Below are 26,222 nucleotides of genomic sequence, written 5' to 3' on the forward strand. Positions count from 1 at the left end.
TGGTTCTCGTCCATGACCGCGTTCCAGCAGGCCACGGCCCCCATGCGGTCGTAGAACGACCCGCCGTCGCGGCTCTCGCCCGCCTTGGCCAGCACGTCGCCGAAGGGCGAGGTGATGTCGCCGGTGGCGGGCTTGCCCTCGAACCAGTAGCCCCATTCGTTCTCGGACATGTAGTTCTTCGAGGTCTCGGGCACCGCCGAATAATAGCCCTGGCGCATCAGGAACCCGCCGACCCAGCCGTCGAGATACCAGTTGATGTAATCATAGGCCGCATCCAGCTCCATGCCGGTCAGCGATTTCGACAGGCCGATGCCGCCGCCCCAGGAGCGGTAGCCCTCTTCCAGCGGCTGGTAGACGCAGGGGATGCCGCGCGATTTCACCGCCGTGATGGCGGGCGACCACATCGACTGGATCACCACCTCGCCCGACGCCATCAGGTTCACGCTCTCGTCGAAGGTCTTCCAGAAGGCGCGGAACTGGCCGGCCTTCTTGGCCTCGGTGAAGATCGCGAAGGTCTTGTCGATCTCCTCGCGGGTCATGTTGCCCTTGTCGCCATAGGTGATCTCGCCCATGGATTCGCAGACCATGGCCATATCCATGATGCCGATCGACGAGATGTCGAGGATCGAGGCCTTGCCCTTGAACTCGGGATTCAGAAGCTCCGACCAGTTCGAGATCGGGCGGCCGATGAGGTCGGGGCGGATGCCCAGCGTGTCGGCGTTGTAGATCGTCGGGATCAGCGTCATCCAGCCGGTTTCCTCAGCCGCGAAGCTGGTGGCGCCCGGCCCCTCGACAAAACCCACGCTGTGCGGCGCGGTGCCTTGGGCGATGGTCGAGTCCGGCGTCAGCTTGCCGGAGCGGAAGATGCCGACGATCTTGTCGTAATTGGCGATCTTCGAGGTATCCATCGCCTGAAGGTTGCCGGTCGGCCAGACCTTCTTGCAGATCCAGTATTCGATATCGGCGATGTCGAAACTGTCGGGCTGGGTGGCGGCGCGCTGGGTCACGCTGTCGGAATCGAGCGCGGTCATCTCCAGCGTGAAGCCCAGATCCTCTTTCACCTTCTGCGCCACCTCATTGAGGTTCGACACCCCGGTGCCGAACTGGCGCAGCACGATGTTCTTGGTTTCCTGCGCCCAGAGCATCGGCGCGGGCAGCGCCGAGGCGGCAGCGGCGGCGGCCCCTCCCTTGAGCAGCGCGCGGCGGGTATATCCGACTTTGGCCATGGTATTCCTCTCTCCGTTGGTCGGTCGTCTTCGATCTGTCGTGATGGGCTCTGCGGGCAGGACGCCCGTCAGGCTTCGAGGCGGTGCAGCCGCCCTTCTTCCCAGGCGAGGCTCACCGCGTCGCCGGGGGTTTTCGGATTTTCGAAAAAAATCTCCTCGGGCACATAGGCAAGCACCTCTTCCTCGCCCATGGTCACGGTGACCGCGACGTGATGGCCCTGATATTCCACCGTGCGCACCACCGCCGCCTGCCCCTGCGGCGCCAGCTGCACATCATCGGCGCGCAGCGCATAGCGCGCGCCGTTCAGCGACAGCACATTGTGCCCGCCCATGAAGCGCGCGACGAATTCGGTGCGCGGCGCGGCAAAGACATCGCGCGGCGGTCCCGCCTGCTCGATCACCGCGTTGTTCATCACCACGATCTCGTCGGCGAGCGCCAGCGCCTCGTCCTGGCCGTGGGTCACATGGATGAAGGTGATGCCCAGCTCGCGCTGCAGCCGCTTCAGCTCGGCCCGCACCTTGATGCGCAGGAACGGGTCCAGCGCCGAGAGCGGCTCGTCGAGCAGCAGCACCCGCGGCTTGGTCACCAGCGCGCGCGCCAGCGCCACGCGCTGCTGCTGGCCGCCCGAAAGCTGCGCCGGCAGCCGCGCCGCCAGATGGGTCATGTCGACCAGCTCCAGCATCTCGTCGGCGGCGCGGTGGCGCGTGGGCTTGTCCACCCCCTTCATGCGCAGCGAAAAGGCCACGTTGTCGCGCACCGACAGATGCGGGAACAGTGCGTAGCTCTGGAACATCATCGCGGTGCCGCGCTTGGCGGGCGGCAGCGGCGCGATGTTCTGGCCTTTCAGCAGGATCGCCCCGTCGCTCACGCTTTCATGCCCGGCGATCATCCGCAGCGTGGTGGATTTGCCGCAGCCCGAGGGGCCCAGCAGGCAGACATAGGTGCCGTTGTTGAAGACATGGTTGATGTCGCGCACCGCCACCGTGTCGCCATAGCGTTTGGTCAGGTGCACAAGTTCAAGATCGTCCTGCGTCCGCATCCGGCAGCTCCCGTTGTCGCCCTGACCTCACGGTGGCGCCCGCCCCGCCGCAAACCGAAGATTTTTCTGCGCCCGCCCTCCCCCCCAGCCCGCAAAAGCTCACCGATTAGGCGCACGAGACAACATTGCGCACAAGATTGCCGCATAAATCGTATACAATAATGATCACAATTCTCTTTGAACGCCCGATGGCTTGAGAATCACGGCACGACGCGCATTCTTGTGCGGCAACGAAGCAGGACGGCGACAATGGCGCGGCAGGCGCAGAAACAGGAAAGCGGCGACGAACGGATCGTCGCCAGGCTGGCGGCGGCAATCCACGAGCACCGGCTCGCGCCCGGCGTGAAACTCAACGAGGACGAGGTCGGCGAGGTCTATGGCGTCAGCCGCACCGTGGTGCGGGCGGCGCTGCAAAAGCTCGCGCATATGCATCTGGTCGATCTGCGGCGCAACCGGGGCGCCTTTGTCGCGCAGCCCACGGTGAAAGAGGCCCGCGAGGTGTTCGAGGCCCGCGCCCTGCTCGAGCCGCGCACCGCGCGCTCCGCCGCCGAGCGCATGACCGAGGCCGACATCGCGCTGCTGCAACGCCATATCGACGACGAGCACAAGGCGCTCGACGCGGGCGACACCGGCCGCGCGCTGCATCTGTCGGGGCTGTTTCACATCGAGATCGCCCGCATCGCCGATCAGGACACCATCGCCGAGTTCATCACCCAGCTTGTCTCGCGCTCGTCTTTGATCATCGCGCTTTACTGGCAGCGCCGCGCGGCGCTGTGCGAAAGCCACGCCCATGACGCGCTGCTCCGCGCGCTGGCGGCGGGCAACGGGCCGCTGGCCGAAGAGCTGATGAAAAGCCATCTGCTCGACCTGCTGACCTCGCTCGACCTGCGCGCGCGCGGTTCGGTGCCGCAATCGCTGAAAGAGGCGCTGTCGGAATGATGCGCGTGGCAACGGCGGACGAGGTCGCATTGATGCTCGACTGGGCGGCGGAGGAAGGCTGGAACCCCGGCCTTGAGGACGCCGCCGCCTTTCGCGCCGCCGACCCGGAGGGGTTCTTTGTCGCCCTCCGCGACGGCGCGCCGGTGGCGGCCATTTCCGTGGTCGCCCACTCCGACAGCTTCGCCTTTCTGGGCCTCTACCTCTGCCGCCCGGACTGGCGCGGCAAGGGCGTGGGCTATGCGCTCTGGCAACATGCGCTGGCCCATGCGGGCGGGCGCACGGTGGGGCTCGACGGGGTGGCGGCGCAGCAGGCGAATTACGCACGCTCGGGCTTTGTGCTGACCGGGGCCACCACACGGATGGAGGGCGCGGCGCAACGACCCGCCGCCCTGCCCCTGCGCGCCGCTCTGCCGGAGGATCTGCCCGCCCTCGCGGCATTGGACGCGGACGCCAACGGCGTCACCCGCCCGCGCTTTCTCTCCGCCTGGCTGGAGGCGGCGGAGACCCGCCGCACGGTGCTGCTCGACGGCCCGGCGGGCCCCGCCGGGTTTGCCACAGCCCGGCTCTGCCGGACGGGCTGCAAGGTCGGGCCGGTGATCGCCCCCGATCTGGAGGCCGCGCTTGCGCTGGCCGATGCCGCCGCAGCGGCGCTGAGCGCGCCGCATTACATCGTCGATGTCCCCGCGCCGCAGCAGGCGTTTCGTGCCGCGCTAGAGGCGCGCGGCTTTGCCGCCACCTTCGAGACGGCGCGCATGTATCGCGGCACGCCTCCCGTTGCCACAACACAGCTTTTCGGTGTCGCCACGCTGGAGCTGGGGTGAGCCCGGCGGGCGGCACTCTACCGCCACCCGCCCAAAGAATAGGCAGCCCGCCCGCTTTCCGGGCTGATCGGCCGCGCACCGCTTTACTTGCCGGCAAAAGATTGCTGTTGCTGGCGCCATGAGTGCCCCGCTTTCGATCATTGTCGTCGAGCCGGACCGCGACCGCGCGCTGCTGATCGTAGACAGCCTGCGCGAAGCGGGGGATTACGATATTCATGTCATCTCCGAACCGACCGGGCTTGCGCGCAAGATCCAGGCGCTGATGCCGGACGTGGTGCTGATCGACATCGAAAGCCCCTCGCGCGACATGCTCGAAGAGCTGGCCTTGGCCTCGGGTCCGATGGAGCGCCCGGTGGCCATGTTCGTCGATCGCGACGACGCCGGGCTGACCGATGCCGCCATCGAGGCCGGGGTGTCGGCCTATGTGGTCGACGGGATGAAACCGCAGCGGGTGAAACCGATCATCGACGCGGCCATCGCGCGCTTCCGCATGTTCCAGCGCATGCGCACGGAACTGGCCGAGACCAAGCGCGCGCTGGAGGAACGCAAGATGATCGACCGCGCCAAGGGCATGCTCATGAAGGCGCGCGGCGTGGACGAGGACGAGGCCTATGCGCTGCTGCGCAAGACCGCGATGGACCAGGGCAAGCGCGTCGCCGATGTGGCGGCGGCGCTGGTGACGGCGGCGGGGCTTCTGGGATGATTGCCGCGACGCTGTCCGTCGGCTTCCTGCCGCTGGTCGATGCCGCGCCGCTGATCGTGGCGCATGAGATGGGCTTTGCCGCCGAGGAGAGCATTGCCATCGACCTGCGCCGCGCGCCCTCCTGGTCCTCGGTGCGCGACATGCTGAGTTTCGGCCGGGTCGAGGCGGCGCATATGCTGTCGCCGGTGCCCGTGGCCGCCGCGCTGGGGCTGGGCGGCACCGGCACGCCGCTGTCGGCGGTCTCGGTGCTGTCGGTCAACGGCGACGCCATCGGGGTCAGCAACGAGCTCGCGGCGCGGATGCGCGCGGGCGGCCACGACTTCGCCTTCAACGATGCCCGCGCCGCGGGCGCCGCGCTCATCGCCCATGCCGCCCGCCCGCTGCGGCTGGGCGTGCCCTTCCCCTTCTCCATGCATGCGGAGCTGCTGTACTACTGGCTCTCCGCCCTTGGCATGCCCGCGCCGCAAAGCGTCGACATCCGCACCGTGCCGCCCTCGCTCATGGCCGAGGCGCTGGAGGCGGGCGAGATCGACGCCTTCTGTGTGGGCGAGCCCTGGGGCTCGATGGCGGTGGAAAACGGCGTCGGCACGCTGCTGCTGCCCGGCAACGCGATCTGGCGCTTTGCGCCGGAAAAGGTGCTGGCGGTGCGCAGCGACTGGGCCGATGCCGAGCCCGAACTCATGGGGCGGCTGATCCGCGCGGTCTGGCGCGCCGGGCGCTGGCTGGCCGAGCCGGGCTCGCCGATGCTCGCCGCCGAGCTGCTGAGCCGGCCGGAATATCTCGACCTGCCCTCGGAAATCCTCGACCGCGCGCTGACCGGGCGGCTGGTGATCTCGGCGCAGGGCGAAGAACGCACGGTGCCGGGCTTTGTGGAGTTTCACCACAACAGCGCCACCTTCCCATGGCGCAGTCAGGCGGAATGGATCGGCATGCAGCTTGCCGCGCGCACCGGGCTCGACCGGACAAGCGCCGCCCGCGCTGCCCGCGCCGTGTTCCGCAGCGATATCTACCGGCAGGCGCTGACGCCCACCCGCGCCGAACTGCCCGCCGCCTCCGCCAAGATGGAGGGCGCATTGAGCGAGCCCACCGCCGTCGCCTCGGTGTCGGGACGGATGTCGCTCGGTCCGGATTCGTTTTTCGATGGCCGCATTTTTGAGCCAAGCCAGATCTGACGGCGCATTTTTATGCAGCCGCAGCATCGAAATCCTGACCACCCGGTAAAACATGCACCTGAGGCGAAGAATTCGTTTGCCCCATTAGCCGAGTCGCGGGCATAGAGGCTCCACGACTTGGGCAATGGCGCCCCGGTCACGAAATTCTCCCAAAGATTGGGATCTCTGAGCAAAGCCGCTCGACTGCTGCGACATCCGTCGTGGTGAGTCAGCGGCTTTTTTGTTTTGCCCAGGGTCGTGACCCGGGCGCATCCAAGGGACGGATCAGAAGAATGAAAAAACTTCTCCTCACGCTCGCAGCCACCACCGCGCTGGCCAATCCCCTGCTCGCGCAGGATCTGGAAAAAGACGAGCTCACCTTCGGCTTCATCAAGCTGACCGACATGGCGCCACTCGCGGTGGCCTATGAGCAGGGCTATTTCCTCGACGAAGGGCTGTTCGTGACGCTCGAAGCCCAGGCCAACTGGAAAGTGCTGCTCGACGGCGTGATCGACGGCAAGCTGGACGGCGCCCATATGCTGGCGGGTCAGCCGCTGGCCGCCACCATTGGCTACGGCACCGCGGCGCATATCATCACCCCCTTCTCGATGGACCTGAACGGCAACGGCATCACCGTGTCGAACGCCGTCTGGGAAGAGATGAAGCCGAACATCCCGATGAACGCGGATGGCAAGCCGCAGCACCCGATCAGCGCCTCGGCACTGGCGCCGGTGGTCGAAAAGTACAAATCCGAAGGCAAGCCCTTCAACATGGGCATGGTGTTCCCGGTCTCGACCCATAACTACGAGCTGCGCTACTGGCTGGCCGCCGGCGGTCTGCATCCGGGCTATTACTCGACCGAGAACATCTCGGGCCAGATCGGCGCCGACGTTCTGCTGTCGGTGACCCCGCCGCCGCAGATGCCCGCCACCCTCGAGGCCGGCACCATCTACGGCTACTGCGTGGGCGAGCCGTGGAACCAGGCCGCCGTGTTCAAGGGCATCGGCGTGCCGGTGATCACCGATTACGAGCTGTGGAAGAACAACCCCGAGAAGGTCTTCGGCATCACCGCCGAGTTCGCCGAGCAGTATCCGAACACCACCAAGGCCGTGGTCAAGGCGCTGATCCGCGCCGCCATCTGGCTCGACGAGAACGACAACGCCAACCGCATGGAAGCGGTCGATATCCTGTCGCGGCCGGAATACGTGGGCGCCGACGCCGAGGTGATCGCCAACTCGATGACCGGCACCTTCGAATACGAAAAGGGCGACAAGCGCGAGGTTCCCGACTTCAACGTGTTCTTCCGCTACAACGCGACCTACCCCTACTACTCCGATGCGGTCTGGTATCTGACCCAGATGCGCCGCTGGGGGCAGATCGCCGAGGCGAAATCCGACGAATGGTACGATGAGGTCGCCAAGTCGGTCTACAAGCCCGAGATCTATCTCGACGCCGCCCGCGCGCTGGTCGACGAGGGTCTGGCCAATGAGGCCGATTTCCCCTGGGACACCGACGGCTACAAGGCGCCGACGCCCGCCGCCGACATCATCGACGGCATCCCCTACGACGGCAAGGCGCCCAACGCCTATCTCGAAAGCCTGCCGATCGGCCTGAAAGCTGCGCAGACCGTGGTCGGCACCGAGGTGAAGGGCTGATTTCCCTTCGCGGATGCGCCGCAGAGGCGCATCCTCAAGATACGGGACGGATGCATCTTTAAGCGCATCCGTCCACCCTCCCCCAATAAGACCGCCCCGAGGACACCTCTGATGACAACCGTCGATCCCGACTACGCCCGTGAAGCCGAGCGCGAAGCCCGCAAGGCCCGCCTCTTCACCCGCATCAACAAGGCCGACGCCTGGTTCCAGGTCCTCGGTCTGAGCTGGGTCACCCCGATCCTGAAAGCCGCCGCCGGCGACAACCCCAAGGCCCAGATCAAGGACATCTGGCGTCTGCTCGGCGTGCCGCTGCTCGCCATCGTTGCATTCCTGCTGCTCTGGGGCACGCTTGCGCCCAAGGTGCAGACCTCGCTCGGCGCCGTGCCCGGCCCGGTTGAGGTCTGGGAAGAGGCGGTGAACCTGCATGAAGACGCCGAAGCCAAAGCCGCGAAGAAAGAGAAATTCGAGGAGATGGTGGCCAAGCGCAATGAAAAACTCATTGCCGAAGGCAAGGCCGATCAGGTCAAGAATGTCGCCTATACCGGCGCGCCGAGCTACTACGAACAGATCTGGACCTCGATCAAGACGGTGTTCTTCGGCTTCCTGATCGGTTCCGCCGTGGCAATCCCGCTCGGCATCCTCGCCGGTCTCTCGCCCTATGCCAATGCCGCGATCAACCCGCTGGTGCAGATCTTCAAGCCGGTCTCGCCGCTGGCCTGGCTGCCCATCGTGACGATGATCGTCTCGGCGCTCTCCTCCGGCGAGGGGCTGTTTGCGAAAAGTTTCGTGATCTCGGCGATCACCGTGACGCTCTGCTCGCTCTGGCCGACGCTGATCAACACCGCGCTGGGTGTGGCCTCCATCGACAAGGATCTGGTGAACGTCTCCAAGGTTCTGAAGATGAACACCTGGACCAAGATCACCAAGCTGGTGCTGCCCTCAGCCCTGCCGCTCATCTTCACCGGCCTGCGTCTGTCGCTCGGTGTGGGCTGGATGGTGCTGATCGCCGCCGAGATGCTCGCCCAGAACCCCGGCCTCGGCAAGTTCGTGTGGGACGAGTTCCAGAACGGCTCTTCTAGCTCGCTCGCCAAGATCATGGTCGCGGTCTTCACCATCGGCATCATCGGCTTCCTGCTGGACCGCGTGATGTTCGCCCTGCAGTCCCTCTTCACCTTCTCGAACAACCGGTAAGCGGCGCTCACGTAGCAAAGCGATAGCGCGACACAAACCGCGCTCAAGCAGCGAAGCGATAGCGCGAAAAACCCGCGCTCACGTAGCGAAGCGACAGCCCAAAAAGGAAACGCCATGAGCATCCTCAAGTTCGACAACGTGTCCAAGAGCTTCGGCGAAGGCACCCACAAGACCGACGTGCTGAAGAACATCGACCTGGAAGTCCGGGAGGGTGAGTTTCTCGTGCTCCTCGGCTTCTCCGGCTCCGGCAAGACCACGCTGATCAACCTGATGGCGGGCATCGAAAAGCCCTCGAAGGGCAAGGTGACCTTCAAGGGCACCGAGATCGACGGCCCCGGCCCCGAGCGCGGTGTGATCTTCCAGAACTACTCGCTGATGCCCTGGCTCACGGTGAACGGCAACGTCCAGCTTGCGCTCGACAGCGTGTTCCCGGACATGCCGGCGGCGGAAAAGGCCGAAAAGGTCGGGCATTACGTCAAGATGGTGGGCCTCTCGCATGCCACGCTGCGGCGCCCCGCCGAGCTTTCGGGCGGCATGCGCCAGCGGGTGAACGTGGCCCGCGCCCTGGCGATGAACCCCGAGGTTCTGCTACTCGACGAGCCGCTCTCGGCGCTGGACGCGCTGACCCGCGCCAATCTCGCCGACGAGATCGAGCATATCTGGGAGCAGGACAAGAAAACCTGCGTGCTGATCACCAACGATGTGGACGAGGCCATCATGCTCGCCGACCGCATCATCGCGCTGAACCCCGATGGCACGCTGGGCGAGGAATTTCCGGTGACCATCGAACGCCCGCGCGACCGGGGCGAGATGAACCACAACGAGACCTTCAAGCGCCTGCGCGCCCAGGTCACCAATTACCTGATGGATGTGGGGATCGAGGCCAAGGCCGAGGGCACCCGCCACCTGCCCGATGTGATGCCGATCCATGGCGTCGCCTCGGACATCCCCGCCGCCGTGGCGCAGGCGCAGGAAGGCATGATCGAGGAACGCTTCCTGGATTTCTCGCAGCTGCACAAGATCTACCCCACCCCCAAAGGGCCGCTGACCGTGGTCGAGGACTTCAACCTCAAGGTCAACAAGGGCGAGTTCATTTCGCTGATCGGCCATTCGGGCTGCGGCAAATCCACGGTGCTGACCATGGCCGCCGGGCTCAACAGCATCTCCAAGGGTGCCATCAAGCTCGACGGCCGCCATGTGGCGGGCGCCGATCCCGAGCGCGCGGTGGTGTTCCAGTCGCCGAACCTCTTCCCCTGGCTGACGGCGCGCGAGAACTGCGCCATCGGCGTGGACAAGGTCTATCCCAAGGCCACGCAGGCCGAACGGCAGGAGGTGGTGGAATACTATCTCGAACGCGTGGGTCTGGCCGATGCCATGGACCGCGGCGCCGCCGACATGTCGAACGGCATGCGGCAGCGGGTGGGCATCGCGCGGGCCTTTGCCCTGTCGCCCAAGCTGCTGCTGCTCGACGAACCCTTCGGGATGCTCGACAGCCTCACCCGCTGGGAGCTCCAGGAAGTGCTGATGGAAGTCTGGTCACGCACCAAGGTCACCGCGATCTGCGTCACCCATGACGTGGACGAGGCGATCCTGCTGGCCGACCGCGTGGTGATGATGACCAACGGGCCGCAGGCCACCATCGGCCGCGTCGTCGATGTCGACCTGCCCCGCCCGCGCACCCGCAAGGCGCTGCTCGAACACCCCGATTACTATCTCTACCGCGAGCAGGTTCTGAACTTCCTCGAGGAATACGAGCACGGCAAGCACGGGAAATCCGAGGCAAAAGCCGAGAAGAAGAAAGCCGCCTGAAAGGCAGGCGCCCCGGCAGCGGGGCGCGACCCAACGCAACCTCTCCATCGCGATTGAAAGGGAGGCAAGATCATGGACACAGTCGTGGACGCACCCGTAAAAACCTTCATCCAGGTCACCGAGATCTGGGTGCCCGAGGGGGACCGTCTGGTTCTCGCGACGGGCAATTACGGCGCGCTTGCCGCCTTCGAGGAAGCCACCCGCGCCGTCAGCTTCGGCAAGGGCGAGGGCCTGCCGGGCAAGGCCTGGGCCGAGGAACGCCCCGTGGTTCTGAAAGGCTTTGACGGCAGCTATTTCAAGCGCATCGAGGCCGCCGCCGAGGCCAGGCTGACCAGCGCCGTGGCGCTTCCGATCTTCGACGGCAAGACGCTGAAGGCGGTTCTGGTGGTGCTTTGCGGCGATGACGAGAACCGCACCGGCGCCATCGAGGTCTGGGAAGAAAAAGACGGGCTCATGATGCTAGACGACGGCTATTACGGCGCCGCCAAGCATTTCGAATGGGTCAGCCAGCACACGCATTTCCCGCGCGGCCAGGGCCTGCCGGGGGGCGTCTGGTCCTCGGATACGCCGATGCTGTTCCGCGATCTGGGCTCGGGCTACCGCTTTATCCGCGCCGACAGCGCCGGCAAGGCGGGGCTGACCACCGGGCTTGGCATGCCGGTGCCGGTGCCCTCGGGCGCAACCTTCGTGCTGACGCTGCTTTCCGCGCGCGGCACCCCCATCGCCCGCCGCTTCGAGATGTGGGACGCCCGTCCGGTCAAGGTCGGCAAGGAAAAGGCCGCGATTCTCGTGGACGGGATCTGCGAGCGCGAGGGGCCGCTCTGGACCGACGACACGCAGCAGGAGCCGCGCCGCGTCGGCGCCCATATGGGCAATATCGGCAAGGTGCTTGCCAGCGGTCTGCCGGAAATCTTCACCGGCAGCCCCAAGCTGACCGAGGGCTACGACAGCATGGTCGCGGTCCCGATCTACGACGATGGCGCCATCGCCCATATCGTCGCCTGGTACGTCTGAGAGGAGCAAGAGAGATGCAGAAACTCGTCGTCATCGGTGCGGGCATGGCCACAGGCCGCATGCTCGAACACCTGCGGGACAACGCGCCCGAGGCCTATGAGATCACCCTGTTCAACGCCGAACCGCGCGGCAACTACAACCGCATCATGCTGAGCCCGGTGCTGTCGGGTGAAAAGAGCTTCGAAGAAATCGTCACCCATGACGAGGCCTGGTATGCGGGCAACGAGATCACCTGCCGCTTTGGCGAAAAGGTGCTGAGCGTCGATACCCAGCGCAAGGTGGTGACCGGCGAAAAGGGCGAGGTCGCCTATGACAAGCTGGTCTTCGGCACCGGCTCCTCGGCCTTCATCATCCCCCTGCCCGGTCACGATCTGCCCGGCGTGGTCGCCTTCCGCGATCTCGAGGACACCACCGCCATGGTCGAGGCCGCCGGCAAGCCCGGCTCCAAGGCCGTGGTGATCGGCGGCGGCCTGCTGGGGCTGGAAGCGGCGGCGGCGCTGCGGCTGCGCGGCATGGATGTGACCGTGCTGCACATCGCCACCCACCTGATGGAGCGCCAGCTCGATCCGGCGGCGGGCTATCTGCTGAAAAAGGATCTGGAAAAGCGCGGGATCAACGTGATCCTCGAAGCCCAGACCAAGGAGATCGTCGGCGATGGCCGCGCGCAGCAGGTCAACCTGGGCGACGGCACCGAACTGCCCTGCGACATCGTGGTGATGGCCGTGGGCATCCGCCCGGCCGTCAAGCTGGCGCAGGACGCCGGGATTCCCTGCGGCCGCGCCATCAAGGTCGATGCGCAGATGCGCACCGAAACCCCCGATGTCTATGCGGTGGGCGAATGCGTGGAATACGCGGGCAATCTTTTCGGCCTCGTCGCGCCGCTCTACGATCAGGCCAAGGTTCTGGCCAAGACGCTGCTCGGCGAGGACGAGACCTTCACCATGCGTGAGCTGTCGACCAAGCTGAAGGTCACCGGCTGCGATCTCTTTTCGGCGGGCGATTTCGCCGAAGCGCCGGGCCGCGAGGACGTGGTCTACCGCGACCCCGCGCGCGGCATTTACAAGCGTCTGGTCATCGAAGACGACAAGCTCATCGGCGCGGTGATGTATGGCGACACCGCCGATGGCAACTGGTTCTTCGGGCTGATCAAGGACGGCACCGACATCTCGGAGATGCGCGAGACGCTGATCTTCGGTCCGGCCTATCAGGGGGGCGGCTCCGCGGACCCTCTCTCAGCCGTTGCAGCATTGCCGCCTGATGCGGAGATTTGCGGTTGCAACGGCGTATGCAAAGGCGATATCGTGGCGGCCATCGAAGGCGGCGCCACCGATCTGGGCGCGGTCCGCGCGGTGACCAAGGCCTCGGCCTCCTGCGGAACCTGCACCGGGCTCGTGGAGCAGGTGCTGTCGGTCACGCTGGGCGACGATTTCGTGCTGCCCACGGCACAGCCGGTCTGCGGCTGCACCGATCTGACGCATGAGGACGTGCGTCGGCTGATCAAGGTGCAGGAGCTGAAATCGCAGGACGCGGTCTGGCAGGAGCTGGGCTGGAAAACCCGCAACGGCTGCCATGTCTGCCGTCCGGCGATCAACTACTACCTGCTGGCGGACTGGCCGCTCGACTATCAGGACGACGCGCAGTCGCGGTTCGTGAACGAGCGCAACCACGCCAATATCCAGAAGGACGGCACCTATTCGGTGATGCCCCGCATGTATGGCGGCATGACCACGCCGGAAGAGCTGATCGCCATCGCCGAGGCGGCAAAGAAATACAACGCCGTGGTGAAGGTGACGGGCGGCCAGCGGATCGACCTGCTGGGGATCAGGAAAGAAGACCTGCCCGCCATCTGGCACGACATGAACGCGGCCGGCATGGTCTCGGGCCATGCCTATACCAAGGGTCTGCGCACGGTGAAGACCTGCGTGGGGTCCGACTGGTGCCGCTTCGGCACGCAGGACAGCACCGGGCTCGGGATCAAGCTGGAGAAACGGCTCTGGGGGTCGTGGACGCCGCACAAGTTCAAGCTGGCGGTCTCGGGCTGCCCGCGCAACTGCGCCGAGGCGACCTGCAAGGATCTGGGCGTGGTCTGCGTGGACAGCGGCTATCAGATCGGGGTCGGCGGCGCTGCCGGGATGGATCTGAAGGAGACCGAACGGCTGCACGACGCCAAGACCGAGGAGGAGGTTCTGGACTGGACCGTGGCCTTCCTCCAGCTCTATCGCGAGAACGCGAAATACCTCGACCGGCCCTATAAATGGCTGGCCAAGGTGGGGCTCGACTGGGTCAAGGACGTGCTGGCGGACGAGACCGAGCGCAAGGCGCTGATCGAACGGTTCGATATTTCGCAGAGCGTCTATCAGGTCGACCCCTGGGCGGAGCGCGCCCGCCCCGGCGAGGCGGAGAAGTTCCAGCCGCTGGCCGATCTGACCGTGAGGGCGGCGGAATGAGCCGCGCCGCCCCCCGTGCCCCCCGTGCCGGGCATGTCCCGGCACCTCGCCCTCTCCCGCCGCGCGCCCTGGGCCAAAGCGGGAGGTCCCGGACCAGGTCCGGGACGGCTGCACCATCTGACACGTTCCCGACCCGAGTGGAGGCTGCACAATGAGCTGGATCGACATCGGACATATCGACGAGGTGCCGCTGCGCGGCGCCCGTCTGGTCAAGACCGCGGTGGGCTGCGTGGCGCTGTTCCGCACCGACGAGGCGGAGGTTTTCGCCGCCTCCAACACCTGCCCGCACAAGCAGGGGCCGCTGTCGGAAGGCATCGTGCACGGCCAGAAGGTCACCTGCCCGCTGCACAACTGGGTTTTCGACCTGAACACCGGCGAGGCGCAGGGCGCCGACGAGGGCCGCATCGCCACCTATCCGGTGCGGCTCGAAGAGGGGCGCATCCTGCTCGACGGCGAGGCCGTCTCGAACAGGAGCGCCGCGTGATGAGCAAGGAGAGCTTTGCCGGGATCCGCTCGACCTGCCCCTATTGCGGCGTCGGATGTGGCGTGCTTCTGCACGCCGATGGTGCGGGTGGTCTGGAGGTCAGGGGAGATCCCGACCACCCCGCCAATTTCGGAAAGCTCTGTTCCAAGGGCTCGGCCCTTGGCGAAACCGTGGGGCTGGAGGGCCGTCTGCTCTCTCCCCGCGTCGGCGGAGCGGAGACGGACTGGGACAGCGCGCTGACGCTGGTCGCCAGCCGGTTCCGCGAAACCATCGAGCAGCACGGGCCGGAGAGCGTGGGATTCTACGTCTCCGGCCAACTTCTGTCCGAGGATTACTACGTCGCCAACAAGCTCATGAAGGGCTATATCGGGTCGGCGAATATCGACACGAACTCAAGGCTTTGCATGGCCTCGACCGTGGCGGGGCACAGGCGGGCCTTCGGCACCGACACGGTGCCTGGGGTCTATGAGGATCTCGAAGAGGCCGATCTGGTGGTGTTGGTGGGCTCCAACCTCGCCTGGTGCCACCCGGTGCTGTATCAGCGCGTCCTCAAGGCCCGCAAGGCGCGCCCCGGCATGAAGCTGGTGGTGATCGACCCGCGCCGCACCGCAAGCTGCGACGGCGCCGACATGCATCTGGCGCTCAGGGCGGGCAGCGACGCGGCGCTCTTCAACGGGCTGCTGGGGGCGATCCACGAGTCGGATGCGGTCGACGAGGATTTCATCACCCATGTGAACGGTTTCGACGAGGCGCTCGCCGCCGCCACCAGCGACAGCGACCGCGTGACCGGGCTCGGTGACACCGAGCTTCAGGCCTTCTACGATCTCTGGATCCGCACCGAGAAAGTGGTGACGGTGTTCAGCCAGGGGGTGAACCAGTCCACCTCCGGCACCGACAAGGTCAACGCGATCACCAATTGCCACCTCGCCACGGGCCGGATCGGCCGGCCCGGCATGGGCCCGTTCTCGGTCACCGGCCAGCCCAATGCCATGGGCGGGCGCGAGGTCGGCGGGCTGGCCAATATGCTCGCCTGCCATCTGGAGCTGGAAAACGCCGATCACCGGGCGGCGGTGCACGAGTTCTGGGGCTCGCCCGCCATGGCGCAGGGGCCGGGGCTGAAGGCCGTGGAGATGTTCCGGGCCGCGGGCGACGGGCGGATCAAGGCGCTCTGGATCATCCACACCAACCCCGCCGTGTCGATGCCCGATGCCGACGCGGTGCGGCAGGCGATTGCCGATTGCGAGTTCGTCGTGGTCTCCGACATCACCGGCGCCACCGATACGGCGCGGCTCGCCGATGTGCTGCTGCCCGCCACCGCCTGGGCGGAGAAAGAGGGCACGGTCACCAGCTCCGACCGGGTGATCAGCCGCCAGCGCGCCGCCCTGCCCGCCCCCGGCGGCACGCGGCCCGACTGGGACATGATCGCCGAGGTCGGGCGCCGCATGGGCTGGCACGATGCCTTCGACTATGCCTCGCCCGCCGAGATCTTTCGCGAATACGCGGCGCTGTCCGGCGTCGCGGGCCGGCTCGGGCGCGATTTCGACATCTCGGGCCACGAGGAGCTGGACGATCGCGGATATGAGGCGCTGGCCCCCTTCCGCTGGCCCCATAGCGCCACACGCAAGGGCGGGCGGTTCTTCGCGGACGGAAAGTTCTACCACCCCGACGGCAAGGCGCGGATGGTGCCGGTGCGCTACCGCGCGCCCGCCTCGGTGCCCGCTGACGAGACTCCGTTCCGCTTCAACACCGGCCGGATCCGCGACCAGTGGCACACGATGACGCGCACCGCGCGCTCGCCCCGGCTGGCGGCGCATCTGGCCGAACCCTTCCTCGAGATCCACCCCGCCGACGCGGCCCGGCTGGGCCTCGTCGCCGCCGATCTGGTACAGGTGCGCAACCCGCAGGGCAGCGCCATCCTGCGGGCGCGGATCACCGATGCGGTGCAGCCCGGCGATGTCTTTGCGCCGATGCACTGGACCGGAGAGACCGCCCCCTGCGCGCGCATCGACGCGCTGGTGGCGCCGGAGACCGACCCGGTGTCGGGCCAGCCCGAAAGCAAGGCCAGCGTGGTCTCGGTCGCCAAATTCGAAGCGGCCTGGTACGGCTTCGCGGTCTCGGCGGGCGAGATGGTGCCGCAAAGCGCCTATTGGGCCCGCGCCCGCACCCGCGCAGGCTGGCGCGCCGAGCTGGCGGGCGACGCGGCCCCCGAGGACTGGGAACAGATGGCGCGCGCGCTTTTCGGCCTGCCCGACGCGCAGGTCCAGACGCTGATCGACCGGCGGCGCGGCCTGGCCCGGCTCGCCTTCCACGACGGCGACCGGCTGCTTGCAGCGCTCTTCGCCGGGCCGCAGCCGGTGGCGGTGAAACGCGACTATCTCGCCACCCTGCCCGGCGCCGATGCCCCCGACGCGCTGATCGGCCAGCCGCCCGCCGGGCGCCCCGATCCCGGCCCGCTGGTCTGTTCGTGCTTCAGCGTGGGGCTCAACACGATCCTCGCGGCGATCGAGGAAAAGGGGCTGGTGAGCGTCGAGCAGATCGGCGCGGCGCTGGAGGCGGGCACCAACTGCGGCTCCTGTCGGCCCGAGCTGGCGGCGATCCTCGCGGGCGCACAGGCAAAGGAAGCGGCGGAATGAGCCTTGGCGCCCATGTGCGCACGCTGGGGCGCGGGCCGGGACGCTCGCGCTCGCTGACCCGCGACGAGGCGGCGGAGGCCATGGCGCTGATGCTCTCGGGCAAGGCCGATCCGCATGCGGTGGGCGCGCTGCTCATGCTTCTGCGCATGAAGGGCGAGACCGCCGAGGAGATCGCGGGCTTTGCGGGCGCAGCGCAGGCGAGCCTGCCCGCCCTGCCCCGACCGGCGCTCGACTGGCCGTCCTACGCGGCGGGCCGCACGCGCGGCCTGCCCTGGTTCCTGCTCTCGGCGCGGCTGGTGGCGATGGCGGGCCACAAGGTGCTGATGCACGGCTGGAACGGCGCCGACCGGGCGATCCGCGACGGGCTGCCGGTGGCGGGCATCCCGGTGGCCGACACGCCGGACGCGGCGGGGATGCTGCTCGACACCCATGGCATCGCCTATCTGCCGCTTGAAACGCTCTCGCCCGCGCTTTTCCGGCTGCTCGGCCTGCGCGACGTGCTGCATCTGCGCTCCTGCATCAACACGGTCTGCCGGATGCTCAATCCGGGCCGCGCGGCGGTCAGCGTGCAGGGCGTGTTCCATCCGCCCTACCGGCTGTTGCAGGCGGATGCCGGGCAGCTTCTGGGGCTCGAGGCGCTGAGCGTCATCAAGGGCGGCGGCGGCGAGTTCGAACGCCACCCGGCCAAGACCATCGCGGGGTTCGGCCTGCGCGGCGGCGACGCCTGGGAAGGCGGCTACCCGGCGCTGCTGCCGGAGGAAACCCGCCGTCTCGACGACGGGGCCGAGGATATGACGCTGCTTGCCGCGCTTTGGTCGGGCACGTTGCGCGATCCCTTCGCCGAGGCCGTGGTGCTGGGCACCGCCGCGCTGGCGCTCGACACGCTGGGCAGCGAGGCCCCCGAGGACGAGGCCCGCGCGCTCTGGGAGGTGCGGCGGGTCAGCGCGCCTGCGTGAAAAGCCGCCCCGGCGCGCGCCGGGGCGCGGAGAATCCCGCAAGCCGCAGCATGTGCCAGGCCAGCACCTGATTGCTGGAGAGCACCGGCAGGCCCAGCGCGGCCTCCAGCGCCGGGATCAGCGCCAGTGTGCGCAGGTTGGTGCAGGACAGAAACAGCCCGTCCAGCTCCGCGCCGCCCGCCACGCGGCGTGCCGCCGCGCGCAGGCTCTCCGGCCCGATCCGCGCCACCTGCGCCTCCTCCGGCACTTCGAAACTGGCGAATGCCGGTGTCTCGATCCCGGCCTCTGCCAGCACGGCCCGCAGCCGTTCCGAGACCGGCGCCACATAGGGCGAGATCAGCCCCAGCCGCCGCAGCCCCAGCGCCGCGCAGGCGGCGGTCAGCGCCGAGACCGGCTCGGTCACCGCGTCTGTCTGCACCGCGCCGCCGATCTGGCTTGCCACCTGCGCGGCGCCGATCTGCGCCGTGCCCGAGGTGCAGGCATAGCCCACCGCGCGGAACCGCGCCCAGGGCGGGAAAAGCGCCGCCGCCTGCGGCAGATGCCCCTCCATCTCCGCCAGCGTTTCGGGCGTGACCTCGGCGCCTGACGGCACCCGGCTGACCATCAGCCCGGCCCGCGCCGGGATCAGCCGCCGCATATCCGCCTCGACCGTCTCGTCCGATTGCAGCACGATCAGCCCGAGCGCCGCGCGCGGCGGCCCCAGCCGATAGGGCAAGGGCGCGCTCATGGCAGGATCTCCACAATCTCCGGCGGCGCGGCGGGCGACAGCCAGCGCGCGCCCGTCTCCTCGATCACGATGTTTTCCTCATGCACGAGGATGCGCCCTTGCCCCATGTCGATCAGCGGTTCCAGCGTCAGCACCATGCCCGCCACCAGCACCGTCTCGTCGGCGGGGATCAGCGAGGGCGGTTCGGTGAGCTGCATGCCCAGCCCGTGGCCAAGCCGCCCGCTTTCGGCCCCGCCGCCGGTGACCGCCGCCATGGCGTCGTAAAGATCGCAGACCCGCGCGCCGGGCCGGGCGGCGGCAAAGCCCGCCTGCGTGGCGGCGATCAGCGCGGCATGGGCCTCGCGCAGCGCGGGCGCGGCGGGGCCGATGGAGACATTCCGGTCGAAATCGCAGAAATACCCGTCCCGCACGAGCCCGGTGTCGAGCATCAGCACATCGCCTTCGGTCAGCGGCGCCTCGGTGGCGGGCGAGATCACATCGGCATAGCCCCCCTGCGCGGCGGCCCCCGCAAGATAGGGCACCCAGTCGGCGCCCTCTTCCAGACAGAGCATCTGGAAGCGGCGGAACACGCCGCTGAGCGGCACCCCCGCGCGGGCGATCTCGGGCACGCGGGCAAAGGCCCGGCCCGCAATCGCGCAGGCGCGGGAAATGCAGGCGATCTCGGCCGGGGATTTCACCATGCGCAGCCGCCGCAGGATGTCCGCATCATCGCCGAACTGCCGGTCCGGCAGCGCGGCCCGCAGCGCCTCCCAGGAGGCGAGTGGCATGCGCAGATGGGTCTCGCCGCCGCTGGGCAGGCCGATGGCGCCGCCCGGCGGGACCAGCGCGGCCAGCGTGTCGGCCAGCAGCGACACCCCGTCGTCGCGGTAGTCGGGCGAGGACCAGCAGCGGATGTCCGACAGCCAGCCCTGTGCCATAAGCGGCTGGCCGATGGCGGGGATCACCGCAACCGGATCGCCCCGCACCGGCACCACGAGAAACCAGGGCCGCGTGGGGCTTTCCCAGAACCGGGTCAGGAAACCGGTGAAATAGCGGATCTCGGGCTCGGTGGTGAGCAGCAGCGCGTCGCGCCCGGCCCGCGCCATCTGCGCCTGCGCCGCAGAAAGCCGTGCGCGGAACTCGGACTCGGGAAACCTCATGGTCGGTGGCAAGGCAGACGTGTCATCCCGGCAGAGAGCCATCCGGGCCGCCGCACGTCAATCGTGCCGCCGCCCGGCCCCGGCCTTTGTCCGCGCGCCGCCCAAGATCTCATCGCAAAAACCACACTCCCGCCCCCCGGTACGGCGGCGGGTGTTCAAGCCCGGCCAAAGCGGGTATTCTGCGCATAAACAAAGAATTAATCTCCCTGCCCATACTTGCACGGGGGGACGGCAGACAGAGCAGGCGCAGAGATGGCAACGATTTCAGGGTCCAGCGGCAACGACAGCCTTACCGGCACCGCGGGCGACGACACGATCACCGGCGATGCCGGCAACGATACGATCATTGCGGGCGACGGCGCCGACTCCATCGACGGCGGCACGGGCGACGACAGTATCGAGACCGGCGACGGCGCGAATACGGTCGATGGCGGCGACGGGGCCGACTATATTTTCGCGGGCGCCGACAACGACTCCCTCTCGGGCGGCGAAGGCGCCGACAGCATTCACGGCAACGGCGGCGACGATACCGTCGATGGCGGCGGCGGCAACGACACGATCTATGGCGACGACGGCAACGACGTGATGCGCGACGGCGCGGGCGACGATCTGGTCTATGCCGGGGCCGGCGACGACCGGATCGAGATAGGCTCTGGCAATGACACCGTTTATGGCCATGCCGGCGCCGATGTCTTTGTGATCTCCGCCGACAGCGGCACCAATTCCATCGAGGATTTCACCCCCGGCGACGGCGATCTTCTGGCCATCAACTACCCCGGCATCACCACCTATGACGAACTGGCGCCCTATCTCAGCGACGACGGCAACTGGGGCACGCTGATTTCGCTGCCCGACGGCTCGGTGACCCAGGTCAAATGGCTGAACTACGGCTCGCTCTCGGCGTCCTATTTCAGCTTCGAAAGCGGCGCGGTCTGCCTGCTGCACGGCACCCGGATCGAAACCGCCGAAGGCCCCCGCCGGGTGGAATCGCTGCGTCCGGGCGATCTGCTTCTGACCCGCGATCACGGGCTGCAACCGCTGCGCTTCGTCAGCTCCACCACCTATCGCTTCGGCGACGGGCCGCACCGGATGAAGCCGATCCGGATGCGCAAGCACGCGCTTGGCCAAGGGTATCCGGAGCGCGAGCTGCGGGTCTCGCCGCAGCACCGCATCGCGATCCCGCAGGAAGATCCCTGTCTGCTCGTTCCCGCCCGCAAGCTGCGTGACCTGCCCGGCGTGACCGACCGGCCCGGCTGCCGGCTGGCGCAATATTACCACCTGCTGCTCGACCGCCACGAGCTGATCGAGGCGAACGGCACCTGGGTCGAGACACTTCTGGTGACCGACTACACCATCGCGCTCGCCCGCATCCCCGAGGCGCTTCAAGGGCTGGCGCAAGATCCGGTGCGCCCGCTGGCAAGCGGCAACAACGCCCTGGCCGCGGTGGCCGAGATCTATGCCGAGGCGCTCGGGCTGGCGCGCAACGTCGCCTAGCCCGTAACGCCGCCACCGGGAGCCTTCAAACCCGGTGGCATCCCGAGCCCCGCGTCAGTGCGGCTCTCCCGCCAGCGGCGTCACGTCGATGCCGCGCGTGAACACCAGCCCCATGGAATCGCGCAGAACCAGCGGCCCGCCGAGATACTCCGGCCCGATCCCAGGGCTGCGGATCGTCAGGTGCCAGTCGTTGCGGCTCACGCTGTCGGGCAGCAGATCGAGCGGGTTGATCTCCTCGGTCTCGCCCCCTTCCATGTGGCAGACGACAAACACCTCTCCCCCCTCCGGCGCGTTGCGCAGCGCGGCAAAGACCGTGCGCCCGTCGATCGGTTCGAGATAGCGGAAATGGTCGTCGTCGCGGAAATTCTGCCGCAGCCACGGGTTGTTCAGCCGGAACATGCGCAGCCGCCGCATGGCGTTGGTCTGCACCGGATCCAGTTTCGAGACCGAATGCGAAACGTTGCAATATTCATGCATGTCGTCCATCCAGGCGCGCGCAATATCCTTGAGCCCGCCGACCGTGATCGGCCGCGGCCCCGCCAGCGGCGGCTCCACCGCGTTCAGCAGCGTGGCGATGGTGTTGAGATCGTAATCGGTCACCTCGACCAGCGCGGGCAGGAATTCCAGGAACCGCGCCAGATCCTCGCGCGTCTCGAACCCCAGCTCCTTGAGCCAGCGGAACGAGCCCGGCACCGAATAGGCATATTCGTCCACCTGCCATTTCAGTGAGATCGCCTCTTCCGCCACGACCTTGACGCCGTATTTGTCGTCCTGGTTGCGGATAAAGCCCCAGCTCGCCCGGGCGGTGGCGTTGAGGAAATCCATCGGCACGCCGGGCAGCACCGCATAGGTCAGGATCGACACGGCGGGGTTGTCATAGGCCTTGTCGAGAATCTCCATCTTGGTGTCGCCAAGCCGGGTATTGATGTTGAGCTTGGGGTTCACCTGGGTGCCCCGGCGCAGGGTATCGTGGTTGGCGGTGCCCGAAATCCAGTTGGAGCCGCGTTTCAGGATCTCTTGCAGACGCCAGTATTTCGACAGCCAGAAGGTATAGATGAAGGGCGTGTTGTGGGCGAAGGTCAGCGGCCCCCACTGGAACACGTCCGGATCGGTCTCTTTCTGGTTCTCGATGACGGCGCGGTAGTCGGAGGAAAGTTCCCAATCCTCCTGCGGCCAGGGGCGGCCGTCCTCGAAGACGAACCAGGGGCGGTAGTCGACCCCCGCGACACTCTGCACGATGTCCGACATCTCTTGCAGATACTCGTCATCGTGGCGCATCTCCTGCGTGGAGGCATCCCACCATTTGAAATCCTGCGCGCCATCGACCCGCACCCCGTCGGCGCCGAAATCCACCTTGCGGCGCTGCATTTCCAGCAGGATCGCGCGCACGAAGGGATTCCGGTAATCGAGGTTCTGGCCATACATGTTCGGCCCGGCAAAGAAATGGCTGTTGAGCGCGCCCAGCCCCTGATTGTCGGCATGGCCGAACACCACGTCGAGCACCAGCATCTTGGGCCAGCGCGGGAAATTGTGCAGTACGGCGGCAAGGTCCACCAGCTCGTCGGGGCGCGCGGTCTCCAGCAGCACCGGGTTCACCGTCGCCATGCCCGAGATCACGATGTCATAGCCCCAATTCGTCGTGTCCGGGCGCATCAGATGCGCGGTGACGCGCGCCTCGTCCGTCTCGGTGTCGGTCCAGAACGCCGGTCCGGCCTCGTAGACGGTGGTGGGTTCCACCGGCAGAAGCTGCACCGCGTCATACCCTGCGAACAGCTCCTCGTCGGGCTCCAGCGTCAGCCCGTTCGCCACGCGGGCGGCAAGGCGCTCGAACTGGCGGGTGAGGCTCGCCAGCGTGCCGCCGGGGGTGGCGGTGGGCACATGTACTTGCAGGATCGAGGTGGGCGGCGCGAATTTATAGGGGCCGTCCTGCCGGACCTGCTCGAAATAGCCCTTGTCCTGACGGCGCGCCTGCATGGCCGGCACATCATAGATCTCTGCCGGGGCGAAGGCGCCATAGGGCAAGGAGGCGGCGAGCGGATCGAAGATGCGGTGCAGCGCCCCCTCCTGATCGCGCCAGACCAGCGCATAGAAATCGCCCACCTGATCGCGCGAGCCGGCGCGCAGCCCGCTGGCAGCGGCAAAGGTAAAGGCCTCGCAGCGGGCGACCGGCAGCAGCACCCGGTCAAAGGCCACATCCGCCTGGCTTGTGGTCAGGTCGATTTCCTCCTGCGGGCGGAGGATCTCCAGAAACACGTCGCTGTCGGCGATACGCCAGTCGAGCAGCTCGGGCGTCCAGAAGCCGAACTCGACCAGATCGCCCTCGACCAGCGCCCCCAGCCGCCGGGCGACCTGTTTGCCCGCGTCGAACCGGTCCGGCGCGGTGTTGAGCACCTCCTGGCACCAGGCGGCGCGCGCTTCGGCGGCATCGGTCTCGCTTGCGATGGCGGGCATGTCTTTCATGTCGTCTCTCGTCCTGTCGTTGCGCATATGCCGTGGCAGGCCGCGGGAAAGGCTCTCCCCGCGCCGCGCGATGGCTGTCGATCTGAACGGAAGAGCGGCGCTGCGCCGGATGCCCGCGCATTGCGCCCGTCTGGCGCGGCGGGACCCCTTCCAGGGCGGACCGGCAGGCAGCGGCCCGCACACGTCCTCGGATCAACCTAACGCGGTGTCGCGGGTCTTCAACGCAAAATGCCCCGTTCCGGCGGAAACGGGGCAGATGAGCGATGCGCTGCCCGTCTGCGGGGCAGCGCGATCTCAAGGGGAGCCGGCGGTCAGGCGGCGGCTTTCATCAGCTTGTCGCGGATGAATTCGATCCGGTCCTGTCCCCAGAACCGTTCGCCATCGACCACATAGGTGGGCGAACCGAACACCTGCGCGTCGATGGCGGCTTGTGTCACCGCATCGGCCTCGTCGCGCAGATCCTCGCTTTCGGCCACATGCAGCAGCTCGAAGGCGGGCATGTCGATCTGGCGCAGCGCCTCACCCAGATCGCCGGGATCGGCGATGTTGCGGCCCTCGGCCCAGACCCCGCGCAGGCAGGCCAGGCTGATCGCGTCCTGATCGAGCCCCAGCCGCCCCGCCGCCAGGATCACCCGGCAGGCGAGCCGCGGACAGGTCGGGTGATGCGCCGGAACGGCGGCCATGCGCAGCCCGCGCAGCCGCGCCCAGCGCGCCTGATCCTCGATCCGGTAGCTGCGCCGGGCCTCGGACTGGGCAAAGGGCGGCGTGGTGTCGGACGCCTCGAAGACCCGGCCGATCTCGACCGGCAGAAAGCGCACCCGCGCGCCCGTCTCGCGCGCCAGCGCCATCAGCGCCTGATGGCCCAGATAGGCATATCCCGAAATCGGTGCAAAATAATAGTCGATGACCATGCTCACGGCACTCCCCCAAACGTCAGATGTGCAACTCGCGGTCCTCATCGGCGGCCCCGGCTCAGTAAAGGAGCCCCAACCGGATCGTCGTTACATCGGCGCGCAGCCCCGGCGCGATGTCAAGAATTGGGCAAGCCATCCGGGCGCCAGAGGCCCGGCACCCCGGGGCGGCGGAAAATCCGCCGCATTAAGCGCCGTTAAGCGTGTTTTGCAGGCACAAGTGAATCGCCCACCCTATTCCGCCCGCCGGAACGCGCCCGGGCTCTGCCCCGTCCATTTGCGGAAGGCCCGGTAAAAGGCCCCCGCCTCGCTATAGCCCAGCGCATCGGCGATCTCGGCCACGCTCAGCCGCGTCTCGCGCAGCAGGCGTTGCGCCTCGACGGACTGAAGTTCGCCCTTGAGCGCGGCAAAGCTCTGCCCCTCGGTCCGGAGCTGCCGGCGCAGCGTCGCTTCCGACAGGCGCATCTCGGCGGCCAGCGCGGCAAAACCCGGCCAGCCCTGCGGCGGGGTCGTCTTGAGCCGTCCCCGGATGCGTGCCGCCACCCCCTGATCGTGCTGATAGCGAAGCAGGATATTCGCCGGCGCCTCGCGCAGAAACTGCGCCAGCGCCTGTTCCGAGCGCACCGGCGGCAGGCGCAGATAGCGCGCGTCGAACCGCAGGCTCGTCTGCGCCTGACCGAAATGCACCGGTGCCCCGAAGAACTGGCGGTAATCCTGCCGGTGCGGCGGCGCGGCGCAGACAAAATCCAGATGGCGCAGCGGAATCCGCCGCCCGATCAGCCAGCAGGCCAGCCCCATCAGGATCAGCCAATAGGTGCGGTAGGCAAAGGCCGGCCGGGGCGGACCGCCATCGTCGAGCGTGATGACCGCCACCCCCTCGCGCACCCGCAGCGTGCCGCGCGGCCGGTCGAGCACCACATCCAGAAAGCGCAGCGCCCGGCGCAATGCCTGATCCAGCGTGCGCGCATGCAGCACCGCGTGGCAGAGCAGCGCAAAGCTGCCCGGCCGCATCGGGCGCGCCGCCAGTCCAAAGAACTCGTCCTGCATCGCCTGCGCGATAAGCCACCAGAGCCGTCCGTAACAGTCGGTCGAGACCGGGCCCGTCACCGGGTCCGGCAATCCGGCCTGCCGCAGCAGCGGCGCCGCGTCGATCCCCTGCCCGCGCAGGCAGGCCAGCGCGTCCTCGACAAATCCCGGGCTGATGCTGCGGCGGTCCATACCTCCCGTATCATGGCATTTCCGATCACGATTCAAGAGCTGAGATGTCATTGCCTGCCACATCCTTTGCGCTACTCTGCGCCCCGAGAGGGAGGAGACCGCAGACCCGCCGCGCCACGCGGCGGAGGATGCCCGCCCTTGCCCACAGGATTTAGAAAGGCCCGGCCGCCCCCGTCAGACCCGGGGCCGGCAGGAGGGCCGCCA

General features: G+C 67.5%; 20 protein-coding genes. 13 read left to right on the plus strand and 7 right to left on the minus strand.

What is annotated here, in order from left to right; all coding sequences use genetic code 11:
* Together M4578_RS01335 and M4578_RS01340 are read right to left on the minus strand one after the other, a co-directional pair.
* Window positions 1-1,226 (minus strand): ABC transporter substrate-binding protein (locus tag M4578_RS01335; protein ID WP_258091632.1); only part of this gene is annotated, 1,226 nt, incomplete at its 3' end.
* Window positions 1,227-1,294: 68 nt separating this feature from the next.
* Window positions 1,295-2,266, minus strand: coding sequence for an ABC transporter ATP-binding protein (locus M4578_RS01340; RefSeq protein ID WP_258091633.1), 972 nt, complete (start codon window positions 2,264-2,266; stop codon window positions 1,295-1,297).
* 249 nt (window positions 2,267-2,515) lie between these two features.
* On the opposite strand from M4578_RS01340, the gene M4578_RS01345 reads away from it, so the two are divergent.
* From M4578_RS01345 to M4578_RS01400, 12 genes are all read left to right on the plus strand, one after another.
* Window positions 2,516-3,205: a GntR family transcriptional regulator gene (locus M4578_RS01345; RefSeq protein ID WP_258091634.1), complete on the plus strand. Its 690-nt coding sequence runs from the start codon at window positions 2,516-2,518 to the stop codon at window positions 3,203-3,205.
* Window positions 3,202-4,026, plus strand: a complete 825-nt coding sequence (locus M4578_RS01350; protein WP_258091635.1) for a GNAT family N-acetyltransferase — start codon at window positions 3,202-3,204, stop codon at window positions 4,024-4,026. Before M4578_RS01345 ends, M4578_RS01350 begins: the two co-directional genes overlap by 4 nt.
* 118 nt (window positions 4,027-4,144) lie before the next feature.
* On the plus strand, window positions 4,145-4,729 hold the full coding sequence (locus M4578_RS01355; RefSeq protein WP_258091636.1) for an ANTAR domain-containing response regulator: 585 nt from the start codon (window positions 4,145-4,147) through the stop codon (window positions 4,727-4,729).
* The gene (locus M4578_RS01360; RefSeq protein WP_258091637.1) at window positions 4,726-5,901 is read left to right on the plus strand and encodes an ABC transporter substrate-binding protein; all 1,176 of its coding nucleotides are present in this window, start codon (window positions 4,726-4,728) and stop codon (window positions 5,899-5,901) included. Before M4578_RS01355 ends, M4578_RS01360 begins: the two co-directional genes overlap by 4 nt.
* 272 nt (window positions 5,902-6,173) lie before the next feature.
* Entirely contained in the window at window positions 6,174-7,535 is a 1,362-nt protein-coding gene (locus M4578_RS01365) for a CmpA/NrtA family ABC transporter substrate-binding protein (RefSeq protein WP_258091638.1), read from the plus strand.
* A gap of 111 nt (window positions 7,536-7,646) precedes the next feature.
* Window positions 7,647-8,726 (plus strand): ABC transporter permease, encoded by a 1,080-nt coding sequence (locus M4578_RS01370; protein ID WP_258091639.1) that lies wholly within the window; start codon window positions 7,647-7,649, stop codon window positions 8,724-8,726.
* 114 nt (window positions 8,727-8,840) lie between these two features.
* Window positions 8,841-10,535, plus strand: coding sequence for an ABC transporter ATP-binding protein (locus M4578_RS01375; RefSeq protein WP_258091640.1), 1,695 nt, complete (start codon window positions 8,841-8,843; stop codon window positions 10,533-10,535).
* Between the two features lie 72 nt (window positions 10,536-10,607).
* Window positions 10,608-11,549, plus strand: coding sequence for a GAF domain-containing protein (locus M4578_RS01380; RefSeq protein ID WP_258091641.1), 942 nt, complete (start codon window positions 10,608-10,610; stop codon window positions 11,547-11,549).
* Between the two features lie 14 nt (window positions 11,550-11,563).
* A complete protein-coding gene (gene nirB, locus M4578_RS01385) occupies window positions 11,564-13,996 on the plus strand; it encodes a nitrite reductase large subunit NirB (RefSeq protein WP_258091642.1) in 2,433 nt (810 codons plus the stop codon).
* A 151-nt stretch (window positions 13,997-14,147) separates the two neighbouring features.
* The gene (gene nirD, locus M4578_RS01390) at window positions 14,148-14,480 is read left to right on the plus strand and encodes a nitrite reductase small subunit NirD (RefSeq protein ID WP_258091643.1); all 333 of its coding nucleotides are present in this window, start codon (window positions 14,148-14,150) and stop codon (window positions 14,478-14,480) included.
* Window positions 14,480-17,113: a nitrate reductase gene (locus M4578_RS01395; protein ID WP_258091644.1), complete on the plus strand. Its 2,634-nt coding sequence runs from the start codon at window positions 14,480-14,482 to the stop codon at window positions 17,111-17,113. The genes nirD and M4578_RS01395 overlap by 1 nt, the downstream gene beginning before the upstream one ends.
* Entirely contained in the window at window positions 17,110-18,069 is a 960-nt protein-coding gene (locus M4578_RS01400) for a glycosyl transferase family protein (RefSeq protein ID WP_258091645.1), read from the plus strand. The genes M4578_RS01395 and M4578_RS01400 overlap by 4 nt, the downstream gene beginning before the upstream one ends.
* Here the strand turns inward: M4578_RS01400 and M4578_RS01405 are convergent.
* Together M4578_RS01405 and M4578_RS01410 are read right to left on the minus strand one after the other, a co-directional pair.
* On the minus strand, window positions 18,053-18,796 hold the full coding sequence (locus tag M4578_RS01405; protein WP_258091646.1) for a maleate cis-trans isomerase family protein: 744 nt from the start codon (window positions 18,794-18,796) through the stop codon (window positions 18,053-18,055). The genes M4578_RS01400 and M4578_RS01405 overlap by 17 nt on opposite strands.
* Complete coding sequence (locus M4578_RS01410; protein WP_258091647.1) at window positions 18,793-19,935, minus strand: M24 family metallopeptidase; 1,143 nt, start codon at window positions 19,933-19,935, stop codon at window positions 18,793-18,795. The genes M4578_RS01405 and M4578_RS01410 overlap by 4 nt, the downstream gene beginning before the upstream one ends.
* 252 nt (window positions 19,936-20,187) lie before the next feature.
* On the opposite strand from M4578_RS01410, the gene M4578_RS01415 reads away from it, so the two are divergent.
* Window positions 20,188-21,429 carry a Hint domain-containing protein gene (locus tag M4578_RS01415; RefSeq protein WP_258091648.1) on the plus strand — a complete coding sequence of 414 codons (1,242 nt, stop codon included), beginning with the start codon at window positions 20,188-20,190 and terminating at the stop codon, window positions 21,427-21,429.
* Between the two features lie 54 nt (window positions 21,430-21,483).
* Here the strand turns inward: M4578_RS01415 and gghA are convergent, their stop codons facing one another.
* The 3 genes from gghA to M4578_RS01430 form a co-directional block, all read right to left on the minus strand.
* Window positions 21,484-23,889 (minus strand): glucosylglycerol hydrolase, encoded by a 2,406-nt coding sequence (gene gghA / locus M4578_RS01420; protein ID WP_258091649.1) that lies wholly within the window; start codon window positions 23,887-23,889, stop codon window positions 21,484-21,486.
* 311 nt (window positions 23,890-24,200) lie between these two features.
* The gene (locus tag M4578_RS01425; RefSeq protein ID WP_258091964.1) at window positions 24,201-24,800 is read right to left on the minus strand and encodes a 2-hydroxychromene-2-carboxylate isomerase; all 600 of its coding nucleotides are present in this window, start codon (window positions 24,798-24,800) and stop codon (window positions 24,201-24,203) included.
* 234 nt (window positions 24,801-25,034) lie between these two features.
* Window positions 25,035-26,018 carry an AraC family transcriptional regulator gene (locus M4578_RS01430; protein ID WP_258091650.1) on the minus strand — a complete coding sequence of 328 codons (984 nt, stop codon included), beginning with the start codon at window positions 26,016-26,018 and terminating at the stop codon, window positions 25,035-25,037.
* Window positions 26,019-26,222 lie beyond the last annotated feature (204 nt).

The sequence above is a fragment of the Salipiger pentaromativorans genome (assembly GCF_024721115.1).
GTDB lineage: Bacteria > Pseudomonadota > Alphaproteobacteria > Rhodobacterales > Rhodobacteraceae > Salipiger > Salipiger pentaromativorans.

What these genes read in the sequence shown, in the direction of transcription:
- nirD (WP_258091643.1), top strand. Translation starts at nt 14,148, where the DNA reads ATGAGCTGGATCGACATCGGACATATCGACGAGGTGCCGCTGCGCGGC.
- M4578_RS01340 (WP_258091633.1), bottom strand. Translation starts at nt 2,266, where the DNA reads ATGCGGACGCAGGACGATCTTGAACTTGTGCACCTGACCAAACGCTAT.
- M4578_RS01415 (WP_258091648.1), top strand. Translation starts at nt 20,188, where the DNA reads ATGGCAACGATTTCAGGGTCCAGCGGCAACGACAGCCTTACCGGCACC.
- M4578_RS01405 (WP_258091646.1), bottom strand. Translation starts at nt 18,796, where the DNA reads ATGAGCGCGCCCTTGCCCTATCGGCTGGGGCCGCCGCGCGCGGCGCTC.
- M4578_RS01400 (WP_258091645.1), top strand. Translation starts at nt 17,110, where the DNA reads ATGAGCCTTGGCGCCCATGTGCGCACGCTGGGGCGCGGGCCGGGACGC.
- M4578_RS01355 (WP_258091636.1), top strand. Translation starts at nt 4,145, where the DNA reads ATGAGTGCCCCGCTTTCGATCATTGTCGTCGAGCCGGACCGCGACCGC.
- M4578_RS01430 (WP_258091650.1), bottom strand. Translation starts at nt 26,018, where the DNA reads ATGGACCGCCGCAGCATCAGCCCGGGATTTGTCGAGGACGCGCTGGCC.
- M4578_RS01375 (WP_258091640.1), top strand. Translation starts at nt 8,841, where the DNA reads ATGAGCATCCTCAAGTTCGACAACGTGTCCAAGAGCTTCGGCGAAGGC.
- M4578_RS01350 (WP_258091635.1), top strand. Translation starts at nt 3,202, where the DNA reads ATGATGCGCGTGGCAACGGCGGACGAGGTCGCATTGATGCTCGACTGG.
- M4578_RS01345 (WP_258091634.1), top strand. Translation starts at nt 2,516, where the DNA reads ATGGCGCGGCAGGCGCAGAAACAGGAAAGCGGCGACGAACGGATCGTC.
- gghA (WP_258091649.1), bottom strand. Translation starts at nt 23,889, where the DNA reads ATGAAAGACATGCCCGCCATCGCAAGCGAGACCGATGCCGCCGAAGCG.
- M4578_RS01365 (WP_258091638.1), top strand. Translation starts at nt 6,174, where the DNA reads ATGAAAAAACTTCTCCTCACGCTCGCAGCCACCACCGCGCTGGCCAAT.
- M4578_RS01425 (WP_258091964.1), bottom strand. Translation starts at nt 24,800, where the DNA reads ATGGTCATCGACTATTATTTTGCACCGATTTCGGGATATGCCTATCTG.
- M4578_RS01410 (WP_258091647.1), bottom strand. Translation starts at nt 19,935, where the DNA reads ATGAGGTTTCCCGAGTCCGAGTTCCGCGCACGGCTTTCTGCGGCGCAG.
- M4578_RS01360 (WP_258091637.1), top strand. Translation starts at nt 4,726, where the DNA reads ATGATTGCCGCGACGCTGTCCGTCGGCTTCCTGCCGCTGGTCGATGCC.
- nirB (WP_258091642.1), top strand. Translation starts at nt 11,564, where the DNA reads ATGCAGAAACTCGTCGTCATCGGTGCGGGCATGGCCACAGGCCGCATG.
- M4578_RS01395 (WP_258091644.1), top strand. Translation starts at nt 14,480, where the DNA reads ATGAGCAAGGAGAGCTTTGCCGGGATCCGCTCGACCTGCCCCTATTGC.
- M4578_RS01380 (WP_258091641.1), top strand. Translation starts at nt 10,608, where the DNA reads ATGGACACAGTCGTGGACGCACCCGTAAAAACCTTCATCCAGGTCACC.
- M4578_RS01370 (WP_258091639.1), top strand. Translation starts at nt 7,647, where the DNA reads ATGACAACCGTCGATCCCGACTACGCCCGTGAAGCCGAGCGCGAAGCC.